Below are 14432 nucleotides of genomic sequence, written 5' to 3'. Positions count from 1 at the left end.
CTCTTTGCCCCACAGTCTGACCTTCGAAAACGACGAGCCCAGCAGAGGAATAACCCTCTTTTCACCATATCAACGTAAAAAATCGGTTAGTTTCAAGCGAATTATGAACGCCTGCTGATAATTGCCGCCCGCCAGGCGTAACCGCCGCCGACTGTTTCAAAGGACAGTTGCGCACCGTGTTCCCGGGACTGCGCTTCCAGAACCTCCCGCAGATCGGCGCGGGGAGTGACATGGAATTTCGCAAGCCAGGCCTGCAGAATGCTTCGGAACCAGCGCGGCAGGGCTTCTTGCTGGCCGAAATCGACAATATGCAACTGGCCGCCGGGATTGAGCGCGGCGATCGATGCATCGACGGCGCGTTCCCAATCGGGAATCATCGACAGAGCATAGGAAATCAGGATGCGGTCGAAGCCACTGACACCGAATTCACGCGGCGTAAACGCCGTGGCGTCGGCGACGCGGAACTCCGGAATCGTCGCCTTGGTGGCGAAGGTCTTGCGCGCCGAAATCAGCATTTCCTGGGAGATATCGAGGCCGAACAGCTTGGCGCTCGGGAAATGTCGATGAGCCAAAGCCATGTTGCGCCCCGTGCCGCAGCCGACTTCGAGCAAGGTGCCGCCGTCAGGCACGTCCAGATTGCGGATCGTGCTGTCGCGCCCAAGCAGGTAATATTTTCGCGTCAGGTCGTAGATATGGCGCTGGTAGCGGTACATGCCATCCATGAGGCTGGCATGCTGCTCGCTCTTTTCCGCCGTCTCGGCGCCGGCTTTGCTCACGCCTTTTTCCCGTAGATGTGGAAGCCGCCGTAGATCGCCGAGCGATCGAGCGCGCTCAGCTCTCGCGACTTCTCCTCGAAGTAGTCCCATTGGTCGCGGATCGAAGGAGAGAGACGACCTTCGATAATGCTCCTTTCGGCGGCGGTGCGGAAGATCACGCGTGCGCCTTCGCGGGCAGTGCGGGTGATCTCGCGCCAGACGTCGTTCAATTGGCCGTCGGTCATCCAGTCCTGCGCGTCGAGCAGGATGTAGCGGTCACGCGAGGCCGCCGGCTCGCGAGCCAGAAGTTCGGTAAAGCTTGCATGGTGGACGTTGACGCGATCCACATTGGCGCGGATCACCTCGTAGTGCTCGGGCCTCAGATAGGTCGGCAGCGGGCCTTCTTCCTCCGTGCCGTAGCGGCGGCCGAAGGCCTGCCAGGCGAAATAGTTGTCGCGCATCGGGAAATGACAGGCGAGCTTTTCTAGGCGGTGCTTGAGCACCGGCGCGATCGATTGATCGGCGGCAAGGCTTGCAAGCTCGTCATATTGCTGCGGCGGAATCCCGAGTCCGAAGAGCGAGCTTTTGCGGCCAGTGATCCAGCGTACGACCGGCTTCTCGAACAGGGGTGCGATCTGCTCGTCGAAGAACTGACGCTGCTCGCGGATCGAGCGGGTTTTGGTCATCTCGCGCAGTTTGACGCCGTGCAGACGGGCAAGGAGATGGGCTGCGCCGATGAAGCGGCCGAGCAGGCCCGTTTCATAAATATTGCGGTCGAAAACGGTGACGCGGCGGCGGCCGAACTTGCGGCCGTTCCAGTAACTGCGCGTCGTCTCGTCGAGCTTGGCGGCGAGATGCTGATCGTAGGCGCGGCTGTTCGACTTCTCATTCGGCATTGCCAGGAAGCGGACGAGATCGGCGTGACCGGGAAGGTATTTGAATGCGGCAAGCTTCAGGCGGTTCAGCGCAATGTGGTGCGGATTGAGATCGACGACGTCGATCGAGGCCGGTGCCCTGGAGAGATAGGCGAGCATGTTGCAGCCGCCAGAGCCGATGGTGACGATGCGATGATTTGGCTGCAGCTCCATCGCCTGCATGTCAAGATCCGGATCCTCCCAGATCTGCGGGTAGACGAGGCCGGAGAAGAGGAGACCGAAGAGACGCTCGGAAAAGCCATCCTTCGAAAAAGCCTTGTGGCGGAGAAGGGCGTCCTTGAGTTTCCGGTTCTTGCGGAAGCCGGCATCCGGTGCAAATTCTGACATGAGTCTGTCACCTTTTTAGCGTTCAGGGCGTGTAGCGCGCCACTGCTACAGTTTGATGACGCGGGCTGTGAGCCTGCGCTGTTGGAAGACATCCTCCTCCTCGGAAAGTGATCGGGGTGAGGGATCTTCTTCGCGCCGCCCCCTTTCCGGCAGGGGGAAATCCTGCTTCTCTCCGGTCATTCGGAGGAATGTCATGCGATTTGTCCTGCGTGCCCTGAAGGCGCTTGCTCTCCTTCTCGTTTTCACTGTCGTTGCCGGCGCCGCCTGGCTGTTCATCTGGCCGCCGGAACTTCTGCGCGTCGGTGACGGCTATGCCGCCAAGATCGTCTGCTCCAATGTGTTCATCGCCGGAAGGAATGCGGAGGAGGTGCTGGAGGACGACGTGCAGGCGCCGGGAAATCCGTTGCTGCGGCTCGTGCGCGTCAGCGTCGACCGTGACGACAACCGTGTGACCGCGCGCTTCATGGGTCTGTTTGCTTCGAGTTACGCGCTCTACCGCGGCGCTTTTGGGTGCACGAGCGTGCCCGACGGCGATTTCGAGGCGGCGGCGAATGCCGTACCTTTCGACGCGCCGGCAAAAATGGAGGCGAGCGCGGCGTTGTGGCCGGAAGGCGAGGGCATCGGCGGTCGAGACGAAAATATCGCCGCAGTGCTTACTGATACAGCACTTGCCGGACCGGCGATGCGGGCGATCGTGGTGGTGCGTGATGGCCGTATCGTCGCCGAAGCCTACGGCTCCGGATTTTCAGCGAAGACGCCGTTGATCGGCTGGTCGATGACGAAGACGGTGAATGCGGCCGTCCTCGGCCGGTTGATGCTCGATGGCAAGATTTCTTTTGACGATGATCATCTGCTGGCGCAGTGGAAGGACGATCAGCGCGCCAGGATCAAGGTATCCGATCTTCTCGGCATGGAGAGCGGCCTTGCCTTCAAGGAAAACTATGGCACGGTCGCTGACGTGACGCGCATGCTCTATCTCGACCCCGACATGGTGTCGCTGCCGGCGAGTGCGCCGATGGAAGCGGCCCCGGGCCAGCGCTTCCGCTATTCGAGCGGCACGGCGGTGCTCTTGTCGCGCATCTGGATGGACCGGGTCGGTAATGCCCCGGCGGCTTTTTCATACCCGCACGACGCGCTCTTCTCTCCGCTCGGCATGACGAGCGCCGTCTTCGAACTCGACGCGCGGGGCACCTTTGTTGGAAGCTCCTACCTCTACGCGACGGTGCATGACTGGGCGCGCTTCGGGCAGTTCCTGCTGCAGGATGGCGTGTGGAACGGTCAGCGGTTGCTGCCGGAGGGTTTCGTCGGCGCTATGCGCACACCGACGGCGGCGTCGAACGGCCGGTATACGCAAGGCCAGGCTTGGCTCGCGCCAGGTGGTTCAAACGCGGCGTTCGGGCTGCCGGAGGATACGTTCTGGCTCACGGGGCATGACGGGCAGAGCATGGCGATCGTGCCTTCCGCCAATCTGATCGTCGTCCGGCTCGGCCTGACGCCGGGCTGGCTCGGTTATCAGCCGCAGATGCTTCTCAAGGCGATTCTAGCGGCGTCGCCGCAACCGGGAGGGGCGCAACAGGAGGCCGGATCGCAGCAACGGACGCAAGCGCAGCCATAGAGCGGCGTGAGTTCCTTTCGGGCGCAAAAAGCACGCTCCAACACTTTGAATCTGTGCATCGTACATTCCCGAGAATCCGATCCGGGCGTTTACACGTCAAAGCATTTCAGTCTTTGTTGTCAGTAATTGCCTTGGGCAATGTCGTTCATGCCCTTGCGCTTGGCGTCGTAATAATAGCCACGGGCATAGAGTCGTACGGCGTCGTCTTCCTTGTTGTCGGAGACGAGCCAGGCGCCGCGCAGATATTTCGCGGCATATTTGATGTTGGTCTCCGCGTCGAACAGGCCGCCCGGCGCACCGTCATAGCCCATGGACTTGGCGGTGTTGTATTTGATCTGCATGAGGCCGAAATATCCGCGCTTGTTGTAAGCTTTCGGATTGTAGCGGCTTTCGCGATGGACGACGCGGTGGAGCAGCGTTTCAGGGATTTCGTAAATCTTAGAGTATTTCTGGATGAGCTTGGTGACGAAGCTCTTCTCGACGGTCGGCGCATCATCCTTGTCGTCGTCGCTGAACATCGGGGGAGCCGTCGGCGGATCGATCGGCCCGGATTCGTCGAAGCCGTAATCCATGGAACGCGGCGTCGTGTCGACTGCGGCCAGTGCCGCAAGCGCGCTGTTCTGTGGGGTGGCGGCAAAGGCGAGCTGCGTCGCCGGCTGTGCCGGCGTTCCCGGCCGCGGCGTCGGCACGACGGACTGGATCGCCGTCATCTCGGGGGTCAGCGGGATCTGCGCATAGGCCCCCGGCTGGATCCCTGCCTGCATGGTCAGATCGGCAGGCTGAGACGGCGCATTTGCCGGCATCGCCGTTGCGACGAGGGAGGGGCCCGCCGGCGTCTGGGGAAGGGCGGCGATTGCCTGGCCGGCAACACCTTCTGCGGTCGGGACCGCGGCAAGTGTCGCGTCTTCGCCGGGCTTCGGCGTCGGCACCACGGTCTGAGCAGCTGTGAGTTCGGCCTGAGAGGTATATTCGACGCTGGTGCAGCCGGTCATTACGCCACAGCAGAGCACCGTGGAAACGACAAGACTGCGTTTCAGCCCGGATAATCCGATCGCTACCATTCCGTCACTTTCGTGAAATCGCGCCGCCCCGGCAGCGTTATAAAAGTTACTAAAAAGCTTTAACCTGACGACCCCATTAACGTATTCGTGGCATTCCGGCAACCACGGATTATTTTGAGAGCCTTTCCCGATTAGCCGGCACGTTTCACCCAACCCTCCCGCAGATTTGCCCGACAATGCAAGACTTCAGACTCGCCGGACGCACTTATCGCTTCGCCAGCGAAGTGGTGTGGCCGGGCATCTCTAGCAAGATCGAAGGCGATCGGCACGGACGTACCAGGAGGTTTGCTCGTCGCCAACGCCTTTGACCTGACGAAACCCTGCTCCGGCAGAATGCTTCAAGCTGATCGGGAAGGCTCTAAGCTGCAATACGGCGATATCCGGCGGTGACAGCACCTGCAGCGATCAGCAAGGTGCCTCCGGTCCGGTTCACCGCACGCTGGACACTCGCCTTGCGAATCAGTCCGCGAGCGGAGTGGGCGAGAAACGCGTAGGTGGCGGCGTTGAGGATCGCCAGCACGAGGAAGGTCACTTCCATGATGGCCATCTGCCCGAGGAAGGGCAGGGCCGGATTGAGGAACTGCGGTACGAAGGCGACGAAGAAGACGATGCTCTTCGGATTGAGGGCGGTAACGACATAGGCGTGGAGGAAGATCTTGAGCGATTTTTCCTCCGGCAGATTATCGTTGTCAGCGACCGGCTCGCCGATAACGGGAGCCCGCCAGAGCTTGATTCCCAGCCAGATCAGGTAGGCTCCGCCGATCCACTTCAACAGGGTGAAGAGGGTGGCGGAAGTGGCAAGCACCGCGCCGAGGCCGAAGAGAGACGCGGACATGGCGGTAAAGTCGCCAAGCGCCACGCCGCTCACCGTCGCAAAGGCCGTCCGGCGGCCATGGCCAAGCGCATAGGAAACGACGAGCAGTATCGTCGGCCCCGGTATGGCCAGCATGATGGCGGATGCGGCAGCAAAAGCGAGCCAGGCTTCAAGCGACATGGAATCTCCTCCTATTCCGTCGGGAATAAGCAAAGACACCATATTAACCATCCGTCAATCATGCTTCTTTGTATTTCTGCCCTATATTGTCCATGACTTCGGCAAACCATGCCGTAGACAGGTCAAAAGCTTTGCCACCTTTGATGCGGGGAAATTCTATAGTGCGCAACTTACCGTTCTGCGCCTCGTCATGGCCGGTGACGCCGGAGACCTTGTTGAGAGCGCTTTCGACGGCGAGATCGACCATGCTCTGGATCAGCCTTAGGTCGTCGCCGTTGGCTGGCGCCGAGCGAGCGAAGTAGCCCGATTTCTGCACAAGCGAACGTTCGGCGTTCAGAAGGTTGGCGAACTGCTTCTGGAACCAGGCGCCGACATTGATCGTGTCGATCTTCACGTGGCCGAAAGCGTCGCGCTTGACGGTCTCGCCTGCAGCTTCGCGCTCGGCGACGATAGCGTCGAGGCAGGCCCCTTCCGAGACGAACACGGTGGCATGGCCGGTGCGGTCCATAATTTCTTTGAGGCGAGCGGCCTCGGCGTCGAGGTCAAAAGCCATTTCGGGCAGATAGACGGCGTCGACACCCTTCAGTTGCGAATCCATCATCAGGCCGTCGACATATTGATTGTGTCTGGTGCGCTGGAGGTATGCGCGGGCGGTGGCGGCTGTCAGCCAGCCGCAATGGCGTCCCATGACCTCATGGATGACGAGGGTGCGGGGGGCGGCGGTCTGTTCGTTGCCGACATTATCGAAGAAGTAGGCGCCAACCTCCGCGGCCGTCCAGGCGCCGAGCGACTGGCGGATGGGCACGACATCGTTGTCGACCGTCTTCGGCAAACCGACGACGGTCAGGTCGTAGCCGTTGGCGGCGAGGTAAGCAGCAAGGTCGGCGGCCGTAGTATTGGTGTCGTCGCCTCCGATCGTGTGGAGAATGGTGATGCCGTCGCCTGCAAGACGTTCGGCGGCGACCCTCAGCGGATTCTCGCCTTCCTTGACAAGGCCGCGCTTGACGCAGTCGGCGGCATTGGTGAGCTTGACGCGGCTGTTGCCGATGGGGGAGCCGCCATAGCGGTGCAGCAGCGGCGCTTTTTCACGCATTTGACCGGTGATCTCGATGCCTTCGCCGAGCAGAACGCCCTGATAGCCAGACTTGTAGGCGACTATGTCGAGGTCAGGCGCGACGTCGCTGTAGCGTTCGATAAGGCCGCCGACAGCAGAGGAGAGACAGGGCGCCAGGCCTCCGGCGGTCAGCATTGCGACTTTCTGTTTGGCCATGATTCCTCCTATGGTGTTCGGTGCGGCAGCGTTAGCTACCGCATGGATGCGGCAGGGAAAGGGCTCTGTAAAGTAAAGAATTTACGAAAAACGCGGCTTTTTACCGGGTTGAACGCTGAAGGTGGCGCGAAGCATCGATATAATCGGTTCAAGCTCAATTTGCCTGTCGGGAACTGTTTGTGGAAATCGGCGGTTAAGCCTTGAGGAAGCTGTGGGCAATCTTCTCCTGACAGATCAGTGAAGGCGATCGATCGCTTGCTGCAACGCAATAATTACCGAATTGTGAAAAGTGTTTTCGATCCTATGACCAAACGTCGCCTTGCAAAGGCTTAGATTCTTTGGTCAAGCTGATTGCCATACTTGACTAACGTGCGAGAGATTTCGATGTCCTTCTGGGAAAAACTGTTGAATGCCATTGGCAATACCGCGGGCAATGCGCTTTCCGCGGTCGTCGAGGCTATCCGAACGGTTTTCGAAGGCGATCCCGAAACCCGGCGCAAAGTGGCTTTCTCCGTGGCGATCATCGCGCTTTCGGCCAAGATGGCTAAGGCCGACGGCATCGTCACCGAGAAGGAGGTCGACGCTTTCCGGGAAATCTTCGAGTTCCCGCCGGATCAAGCGAAAAACGTCGCCAGACTTTATAACCTCGCGCGTCAGGATATTGCCGGCTATGAGGCCTATGCCGAGCGACTCTCCACGCTTTGCATCACCTGTGCGGCCAATTGCACGGTGCTGGAAGACGTGCTCGATGGGCTTTTCCACATCGCCAAGGCCGACGGGCTGATCCATGAGAAGGAACTGAATTTCCTGCGTCACATCGGCGAGATCTTCGAGATGAGCGAGACACGTTTCGAGCAGATCGCCGCTCGCCACGTGTCGTCCGGCGGCGATCCATACAAGGTGCTCGGCGTGTCGCCTTCCGACGATTTTCCGACGATCCGTCGCCGTTACCGCGGCTTGGTCAGCGAACATCATCCGGATCGACTGATCTCGCGCGGGGTGCCGCAGGAGTTCCATTTGATCGCCAACGAGCGCATGGCGGCGCTGAACGCAGCCTATGCTGCGATCGAAAAGGAACGCCGCGCCGCATGACCTCTTTCGAGGCCGATTATCGACGCGCTTCCGTGCGCCCGTCACCCAACCACGGCGAGCGGGCGGATGGGCGGCATCCCGATATGATCCTGCTGCATTATACCGGCATGCCGACGGCCGATGGTGCGCTCGACTGGCTCTGTCGGGAGGAGAGCCAGGTTTCCAGCCATTATTTCGTGCACGAGAATGGACAGGTTATCCAACTCGTTCCGGAAGCGCGGCGCGCCTGGCACGCGGGCAAGAGCAGTTGGCATGGCGAGAGCGATATCAATTCGCTGTCGATTGGCATCGAGATCGCCAATGCCGGCCATCCCGGCGGCCTTCCCGACTATCCGGAAGAGCAGATCGCCGCCGTGATCGAATTGTGTCACGACTGTGTCAAACGTTGGTCGATTGCGCCGGAACGGGTGCTCGGCCATTCCGATGTCGCCCCGATTCGCAAGGTCGATCCGGGGGAAAAATTCCCTTGGGCCGAGCTTCATCGGGCGGGTGTAGGCCACTGGGTCGAGCCGGCGATGATTACCGGCGGCCGGTTCTTCCAGCGGGGGGATGCCGGCCAGCCCGTGGAGGCGCTGCAATCGATGCTGTCGCTTTACGGCTACGGCACTGAAATCACAGGCGAATTCTCTGAAAAGACGATGGGAGACGTGGAGGCCTTCCAGCGCCATTTCCGGCCGGAGCGGGTGGATGGGATCGCCGATTTCTCGACGATCGACACGCTGCATCGGCTGCTGTCGGCACTGCCGCGTTACTCTTGAGGGCAGGGCGCGGATCTCGCGGCGGTTTTGCCGTCGTTCGCGAGAAATCCTCCCCGCCACATCATTTCCCTATTATCTCCTCATTGCGATGGTCTAAGGACGCCCGCTGAACGGCGCTTACGGCTGGTTTCAAGTGTAACCAAGAGCGCCAAATGAAACGATAAGAATTGCTACGGAACGTGATCAGTCTTGATCACGTATGACCGGATGACGGCGAGGCGCGCAGTCCTGCAATTCTTTGGGTCGGAGTGAAGAGACTATATGAAAAATCTGATTGTTGGTGCTGCGGCATGCTTTAGCATGCTGCTGGCAGGGTATAGCTTTGCCCTGGCTGGTGATGAATGGGGCGTCAGGGCCAAAACTATCTCGCTTAAAACCGTCGATCGCCAGAGCGGCTATCCCACGCCCGATATCTCCACCAGCATCCCCTATGCTGCGCTGATCAACAAATATGCGGCTGAATACAACGTGCCGGTTGCGCTCGCGCAGGCCGTCGTTCGCGTCGAAAGCAATTTCAATCCGAAGGCTCGCGGCAGCGCCGGCGAGATCGGCTTGATGCAGATCAAACCGGCGACGGCGCGGATGATGGGCTATTCCGGGAGGGCCAAAGGGCTGTTCGATCCGGAGACCAACATCAAATATGGCATGAAGTATCTGGCAGCCGCCCATCAGCTCGGCGGTGGACAGACCTGCAACACCATCCTCAAATACAATGCCGGCCATGGCGCGACGCGCATGAACCCGGTGTCGAAGACCTATTGCGGGAAGGTCCTGGCGATGCTCGACTGAGACGCCAGGCGGATCGGAGGAAAATTTTCCGCTGCCGTTTTTCCGATATGAATTGAGACGCTTGCCATGATATCCCACCTCGAAACGGGGTGGGCCACCTCGAGATGAGGTGAAATATGGCAGTTGATTTCAGGTTCATCATCATCGGACGCGGCATGATGGGGGCGGCTGCCGCACGGCATCTCTCCTTGATGGCCGACGGCATCGCACTGATCGGCCCGCCGGAGCCAGGGGAGCGCAAGACCCACCACGGCGTCTTCGCCAGCCACTACGACGAAGCGCGCATAACCCGCACCTTCGACGGCAATCGCGCCTGGGGAAGCTTCGCCGCGCGGGCGCTCGGCCGCTATCGCGCGATCGAGGCGCAGAGCGGCATTTCCTTCTTCTCGGAAGTCGGCTGCCTCTTTGCCGGTCCGCCGCCCAAGGACGAGCAGGACTTTCTTCGCCGGGCGCTGACTGTCAGCCGCACGCTCGGAAGCGATATCGAGATCGTTGCACCGGCAGAGCTCGCTCGCCGTTTTTCCTATCTTAAAGTCAGTCCCGATTTCAGCGGATATTTCGAGCGCAATCGCGCCGGGCACATCAACCCGCGGGCGCTGGTGCGCGCGCAGGCCAGGCTTGCCGAACAGGGCGGCGTCTCTCTGATCGAGGCGACCGCTACATCGGTGCGCGACGCGGGGTCTCATGTCGAGGTGACGGCCGGCGATAGAAGCTACAACGCCGAGCGCGTGCTGGTCGCGGCCGGCGCCTTCAGCAATTTCCATGCCCTGCTGCCGCGGCCCGTCGAACTCAGGGTCATGGCGCGCACAGTTGCCTTCTATGAAATCGGCGAGCGCGAGATGGCTGTTTTCGGCGACATGCCTTCGACGATCGTGCTTGGCGACCGGGACAAGGATCACATCTATATCCTGCCGCCGGTGCGTTATCCCGACGGAAAGACCTATCTGAAGCTCGGCGGCGATACAGAGACGGTTTCCTTCAACCGTCTGGAGGATGCCGGCGCATGGTTCCGTTCCGACGGGAGTGCGGCCGAGCGCGATCATCTCTCGCGCATCGCCCTGCAACTGATGCCGGAGCTTGCCGGCTGCCCGGTCACTTCGGCACCTTGTCTCGCCAATTTTACGCCAACCGGTTATCCCTATGTCGGATTCACGCAGTTGCCGCGCGTCGCGGTGCTGACCGGCGGCAATTTCGTGGCGGCCAAATCCTCCGACGAACTTGGGCGCCTGGGCGCCGTGCTTCTCAAGGACGGGCAGCTCGGGGACGAGGACTTCGGCCGCGAACTGACGCCGGTCTTCGTTTAAGAGGGATAGGATGACGGTCGATTTCAAATATATCATTGTAGGCCGAGGTCTGATGGGGGCGGCCGCGGCGCGGCATCTGGCGCGGCGGGCGGATGGTGTGGCGGTGATCGGACCGGACGAGCCGGTCGACTGCAAGGCGCATACGGGTGTCTTCGCCAGTCATTACGATGAGGGACGGATTACCCGCACCATCGATCCTGATTGCAACTGGGCGCTGCTCGCAAACCGCTCGATCGGCCGCTACGGCCAGATCGCGAGCGAGAGCGGCATCGACTTCTATCGCGAAGTCGGCTGCGTCGTCGTCGCTCCTGATGGAAGCGATTATCTTGAGAAAACCCGCCATGCCGCCGTTTCGCTCGGAGTCGAGACCAGCCTTCCCGACGAGGCCGGGTTGAAGGCGGCCTTTCCATTCTTTGCCTTTCCCGCCGGAAGCGCGGGTGTCTTCGAGGCGACGGGGGCGGGACATATCAGTCCGCGCAAGCTGGTCAAGGCGCAATCTCTGCTGGCGGAAAGGGCAGGCGCTACGGTGATCCGAGACCATGTCGTCTCGATCCGTGAGGAGGGCGGGCTTACGACCGTCGAAACCTCGGGGGGCCCAACCTATCGCGGCGAGAAAGTGCTGCTGGCGGCGGGCGGATTTTCCATTGCGGAGAATCTGTTGCCGCGGCCGGTTGCCATGACGGTTTATGGCAGGACCGTGACCCTTTTCGAGGTGAGCGAGGCCGATGCGTTTCGCCTTGCAGCAATGCCGTCGCTCATACTCGATGTTCCGGATATGCATATCTATCTATTGCCGCCGATCCGTTATCCCGACGGCAAATTCTACCTGAAGATCGGCGGCGATCCCGATGACCTGGTGTTGCGCGACGACGCGGAGATGCGGGCCTGGTTCAGGACCGAGGGGCGCGAGACCGTGCGCGCGCATCTGAAGCGCATCGTCGCCAAAATCGTGCCCGATCTGGCGCCGCTTTCGATTTCGACGGCCGCCTGCGTCGTCTCCAATACGGAAAGCGGCTATCCGATGATCGGCTATGGTTCTTCGCCTGGGATTGCGGTGCTGACGGGCTGTGCAGGCACCTCAGCCAAGAGTTCAGATGAAATCGGCAGGCTCGGAGCAGAGCTGCTTTTATCAGGCAGAATCAGCGAACAGGGCTACTCCACGGATTTCACACCTTATTTCCGTTAAGACTGTTACCTATATTTCGGTAGCAATTACGGGCTCTCTCAGTTAAGGGAGCCCTGCCAGTTGGCCGGGCAGCCGCGCTTTACCAACGCCGAAAGGCGGTAGAGTGAGGAAAGTCCGGGCTCCACGGAAACACGGTGCCGGATAACGTCCGGCGAGGGCGACCTCAGGGAAAGTGCCACAGAAAGCAAACCGCCTGTCATGACAGGTAAGGGTGAAAGGGTGGGGTAAGAGCCCACCGCATCTCCGGCAACGGATATGGCACGGTAAACCCCACCGGGAGCAAGACCGAATAGGGATGACGCGGTGGGCCGAAAGGCCCTCCGGCCGGTTTCCAGGCCAGTCATCCGGGTGGGTTGCGCGAGGCAGCGTGCGAACGCTGTCCCAGAGGAATGGCTGCCACGTTCCGGTTCGCGCCGGAGCCATACAGAACCCGGCTTACAGGCCAACTGGCGATTAACATTCGTGCTGCGGCATGGCACGATTCCCCTAAGTTGCTGACACAGTGCGTTTTCAAGTGAGAGCTAATGCGTCTATAGGATGCGTTTTTGTGTTAAGCCACCTTTGCATGTGTCCGTAAAATCGTGCCGCTAACCCTTTGTTAAACTTAACAGCTTATAAATGTTTGATCATGCGTCCGTTGCAAAATGGGCGTATCCCATTGACGCCCATATGGTCCCATGCTATCCCAAATGCGCACTGCATCGGGGCAATCATTTGCCCATTCATCGCAAAGCAAAGGCGCCTTCCTCTCTGGAAGCGTCGGGTGGGAATTAGCTCATCCGGCTTGCGAAGCTGTGCCTGATATTGGGGGTTTCGGGCATTTGAATGATGTCCGGATCCCTACGGAAACGGATGTTTCGTGTCATGAGCCGCTTCCTTTCGAATGCGACCAACAGGATCGACGCCAAAGGCAGGGTTTCCGTGCCTTCGGGTTTCCGTTCCGTGCTGGCGCAGCGCAACGTCCAGGAGCTCTACTGCTTCCAGGACTTTGTGTTTCCGGCGATCAGTGTCGGCGGCCCGGATCTTCTCGAAAGGTTCGAGCGGCAGATTGCTGCGGAGGATCCGTTTTCGCCGGATGCGAACGAGATGTCGCTTCTCATTCACGGAGGCGGGGTCTTCATGAAGCTCGATGCCGAGGGGCGGCTGATGGTCACGGACTTCATCCGCGACTTCACCGGCATCTCGGACGAAGTGACCTTCGTCGGTCGAGCGGATCATTTTCAGCTCTGGCAGCCGCAGACATTTTCAGCGGCGCAGGCGCAGGCACGAGGGGAGCGCAAGCTGGCGGGCAAGCGTTCCTGAAAGAACGAGGGAACGGAATGGTGGCGAATCCTGGCGGAGGTTCAACTGATGCCGGTGGCGGACCGGTTCGTCACATTCCTGTTCTTCTCGGTGAAGTCCTCGCCGCGCTGGCGCCTGCACCCGGCAAGCTCATCCTTGATGGTACATTCGGTGCGGGCGGTTATAGCTCGGCCATCCTTGCGGCCGGCGCTGAAGTGATCGCGCTTGATCGCGATCCCAGCGCGATTGCCGCCGGCCAGGCGATGGTTGCCGCCCATGCTGGTCGCCTCCGGCTCATTCATTCGCAATTCTCGAACCTTGCCGATCATGCGCCGCAGGGCGGGCTCGACGGCATCGTCCTCGATATCGGCGTCTCCTCCATGCAGATCGACGAGCCCGAGCGCGGCTTCTCCTTCCAAAAAAGCGGGCCGCTCGACATGCGCATGTCGGCGACCGGCGTTTCCGCCGCCGACGTCGTCAACCGCGCCAAGGTCGCGGACCTGATCCGCATCTTCCATTTTCTCGGCGAGGAGAACCAGGCGCCGCGAATCGCGCATGCGATCGAGAAGCGGCGCGAGGAAAAGCCCTTCGAAACGACGCGCGATCTTGCTGGTCTCATCGAGCTGGTCACTCCGCGCAAGATGAAAGACAAGATCCATCCCGCGACGCGGGTTTTTCAAGCCCTGCGCATTTTCGTCAATGACGAGCTCGGGGAATTGGCGCAGGCATTGTTTGCGGCGGAACGAGCGCTGAAGCCGGGCGGGCGGCTCGTCGTCGTCACCTTTCATTCGCTCGAAGACCGCATCGTCAAGAAATTCTTCTCCGATCGCGCCGGCAAGGCGACGGGCTCGCGGCACCTGCCGGCCGCGCATCAGCGGGCGGCGACGTTCACTGTGATCGGCAAGCCGATGGTTTCGGCAAGCGAGGCGGAGGCTGAAGCCAATCCGCGCGCCCGCTCCGCCAAGCTGCGCGCCGGTCTGCGGACGGACGCCGCCGCCGAGGCCGCGGATATGTCGCTCTTCGGGTTTCCCAATCTTGCCACTCTCGGAAAGCTTGGAGGTTGAC

The 14432-nt window shown here is 60.6% G+C and carries 14 protein-coding genes and 1 other RNA gene; 9 read left to right on the top strand and 6 right to left on the bottom strand.

The genetic code is table 11. The annotated features are described in order from the left end of the window. Positions 1 to 101: 101 nt before the first annotated feature. From J2J98_RS14465 to J2J98_RS14455, 3 genes are read right to left on the bottom strand one after another with little or no spacing between them, the layout of a single operon-like run. Positions 102 to 776: a class I SAM-dependent methyltransferase gene (locus J2J98_RS14465; RefSeq protein ID WP_207601421.1), complete on the bottom strand. Its 675-nt coding sequence runs from the start codon at positions 774 to 776 to the stop codon at positions 102 to 104. After that, positions 773 to 2017 (bottom strand): BtaA family protein, encoded by a 1245-nt coding sequence (locus J2J98_RS14460; protein WP_207601420.1) that lies wholly within the window; start codon positions 2015 to 2017, stop codon positions 773 to 775. The genes J2J98_RS14465 and J2J98_RS14460 overlap by 4 nt, the downstream gene beginning before the upstream one ends. Positions 2018 to 2062: 45 nt before the next feature. Continuing rightward, positions 2063 to 2212, bottom strand: coding sequence for a hypothetical protein (locus tag J2J98_RS14455; protein ID WP_207601419.1), 150 nt, complete (start codon positions 2210 to 2212; stop codon positions 2063 to 2065). Between J2J98_RS14455 and J2J98_RS14450 the strand changes: the two genes are divergently transcribed. Then, the gene (locus tag J2J98_RS14450; protein ID WP_207601418.1) at positions 2211 to 3632 is read left to right on the top strand and encodes a serine hydrolase domain-containing protein; all 1422 of its coding nucleotides are present in this window, start codon (positions 2211 to 2213) and stop codon (positions 3630 to 3632) included. The two genes, J2J98_RS14455 and J2J98_RS14450, sit on opposite strands and share 2 nt — an antisense overlap. Positions 3633 to 3751: 119 nt before the next feature. On the opposite strand, the gene J2J98_RS14445 is transcribed toward J2J98_RS14450, so the two are convergent. From J2J98_RS14445 to J2J98_RS14435, 3 genes are all read right to left on the bottom strand, one after another. After that, a complete protein-coding gene (locus J2J98_RS14445) occupies positions 3752 to 4693 on the bottom strand; it encodes a lytic transglycosylase domain-containing protein (RefSeq protein WP_207601417.1) in 942 nt (313 codons plus the stop codon). A gap of 358 nt (positions 4694 to 5051) precedes the next feature. Continuing rightward, a complete protein-coding gene (locus J2J98_RS14440) occupies positions 5052 to 5687 on the bottom strand; it encodes a LysE family translocator (protein ID WP_207601416.1) in 636 nt (211 codons plus the stop codon). Between the two features lie 58 nt (positions 5688 to 5745). Then, a complete protein-coding gene (locus J2J98_RS14435) occupies positions 5746 to 6957 on the bottom strand; it encodes a pyrophosphate--fructose-6-phosphate 1-phosphotransferase (RefSeq protein ID WP_207601415.1) in 1212 nt (403 codons plus the stop codon). A gap of 384 nt (positions 6958 to 7341) precedes the next feature. Between J2J98_RS14435 and J2J98_RS14430 the strand changes: the two genes are divergently transcribed. The 8 genes from J2J98_RS14430 (at position 7342) to rsmH (ending at position 14431) form a co-directional block, all read left to right on the top strand. Continuing rightward, positions 7342 to 8049 carry a J domain-containing protein gene (locus J2J98_RS14430; RefSeq protein WP_064705603.1) on the top strand — a complete coding sequence of 236 codons (708 nt, stop codon included), beginning with the start codon at positions 7342 to 7344 and terminating at the stop codon, positions 8047 to 8049. Next, positions 8046 to 8807, top strand: a complete 762-nt coding sequence (locus J2J98_RS14425; RefSeq protein ID WP_207601414.1) for an N-acetylmuramoyl-L-alanine amidase — start codon at positions 8046 to 8048, stop codon at positions 8805 to 8807. The genes J2J98_RS14430 and J2J98_RS14425 overlap by 4 nt, the downstream gene beginning before the upstream one ends. Before the next feature lie 261 nt (positions 8808 to 9068). Further along, the gene (locus J2J98_RS14420; protein WP_064705601.1) at positions 9069 to 9596 is read left to right on the top strand and encodes a lytic transglycosylase domain-containing protein; all 528 of its coding nucleotides are present in this window, start codon (positions 9069 to 9071) and stop codon (positions 9594 to 9596) included. A gap of 116 nt (positions 9597 to 9712) precedes the next feature. Beyond that, positions 9713 to 10900 carry an NAD(P)/FAD-dependent oxidoreductase gene (locus J2J98_RS14415; protein ID WP_207601413.1) on the top strand — a complete coding sequence of 396 codons (1188 nt, stop codon included), beginning with the start codon at positions 9713 to 9715 and terminating at the stop codon, positions 10898 to 10900. Positions 10901 to 10910: 10 nt separating this feature from the next. After that, positions 10911 to 12086 (top strand): NAD(P)/FAD-dependent oxidoreductase, encoded by a 1176-nt coding sequence (locus J2J98_RS14410; RefSeq protein ID WP_138393155.1) that lies wholly within the window; start codon positions 10911 to 10913, stop codon positions 12084 to 12086. A 56-nt stretch (positions 12087 to 12142) separates the two neighbouring features. Beyond that, positions 12143 to 12540, top strand: an RNA gene (gene rnpB, locus J2J98_RS14405) — RNase P RNA component class A. A gap of 410 nt (positions 12541 to 12950) precedes the next feature. Further along, positions 12951 to 13388: a division/cell wall cluster transcriptional repressor MraZ gene (mraZ, locus tag J2J98_RS14400; protein WP_221109917.1), complete on the top strand. Its 438-nt coding sequence runs from the start codon at positions 12951 to 12953 to the stop codon at positions 13386 to 13388. A gap of 17 nt (positions 13389 to 13405) precedes the next feature. Continuing rightward, positions 13406 to 14431: a 16S rRNA (cytosine(1402)-N(4))-methyltransferase RsmH gene (gene rsmH, locus J2J98_RS14395; RefSeq protein ID WP_207601411.1), complete on the top strand. Its 1026-nt coding sequence runs from the start codon at positions 13406 to 13408 to the stop codon at positions 14429 to 14431. Position 14432: the final 1 nt, after the last annotated feature.

The organism is Rhizobium bangladeshense (genome assembly GCF_017357245.1).
GTDB classification, from domain to species: domain Bacteria; phylum Pseudomonadota; class Alphaproteobacteria; order Rhizobiales; family Rhizobiaceae; genus Rhizobium; species Rhizobium bangladeshense.
This window is presented reverse-complemented; position numbering and strand designations above follow the sequence as displayed.

Coding starts and splice junctions, on each gene's coding strand:
- J2J98_RS14455 (WP_207601419.1), bottom strand. CDS start 2,212: ATGACATTCCTCCGAATGACCGGAGAGAAGCAGGATTTCCCCCTGCCG.
- rsmH (WP_207601411.1), top strand. CDS start 13,406: ATGGTGGCGAATCCTGGCGGAGGTTCAACTGATGCCGGTGGCGGACCG.
- J2J98_RS14425 (WP_207601414.1), top strand. CDS start 8,046: ATGACCTCTTTCGAGGCCGATTATCGACGCGCTTCCGTGCGCCCGTCA.
- J2J98_RS14440 (WP_207601416.1), bottom strand. CDS start 5,687: ATGTCGCTTGAAGCCTGGCTCGCTTTTGCTGCCGCATCCGCCATCATG.
- mraZ (WP_221109917.1), top strand. CDS start 12,951: ATGAGCCGCTTCCTTTCGAATGCGACCAACAGGATCGACGCCAAAGGC.
- J2J98_RS14430 (WP_064705603.1), top strand. CDS start 7,342: ATGTCCTTCTGGGAAAAACTGTTGAATGCCATTGGCAATACCGCGGGC.
- J2J98_RS14410 (WP_138393155.1), top strand. CDS start 10,911: ATGACGGTCGATTTCAAATATATCATTGTAGGCCGAGGTCTGATGGGG.
- J2J98_RS14460 (WP_207601420.1), bottom strand. CDS start 2,017: ATGTCAGAATTTGCACCGGATGCCGGCTTCCGCAAGAACCGGAAACTC.
- J2J98_RS14445 (WP_207601417.1), bottom strand. CDS start 4,693: ATGGTAGCGATCGGATTATCCGGGCTGAAACGCAGTCTTGTCGTTTCC.
- J2J98_RS14415 (WP_207601413.1), top strand. CDS start 9,713: ATGGCAGTTGATTTCAGGTTCATCATCATCGGACGCGGCATGATGGGG.
- J2J98_RS14435 (WP_207601415.1), bottom strand. CDS start 6,957: ATGGCCAAACAGAAAGTCGCAATGCTGACCGCCGGAGGCCTGGCGCCC.
- J2J98_RS14420 (WP_064705601.1), top strand. CDS start 9,069: ATGAAAAATCTGATTGTTGGTGCTGCGGCATGCTTTAGCATGCTGCTG.
- J2J98_RS14450 (WP_207601418.1), top strand. CDS start 2,211: ATGCGATTTGTCCTGCGTGCCCTGAAGGCGCTTGCTCTCCTTCTCGTT.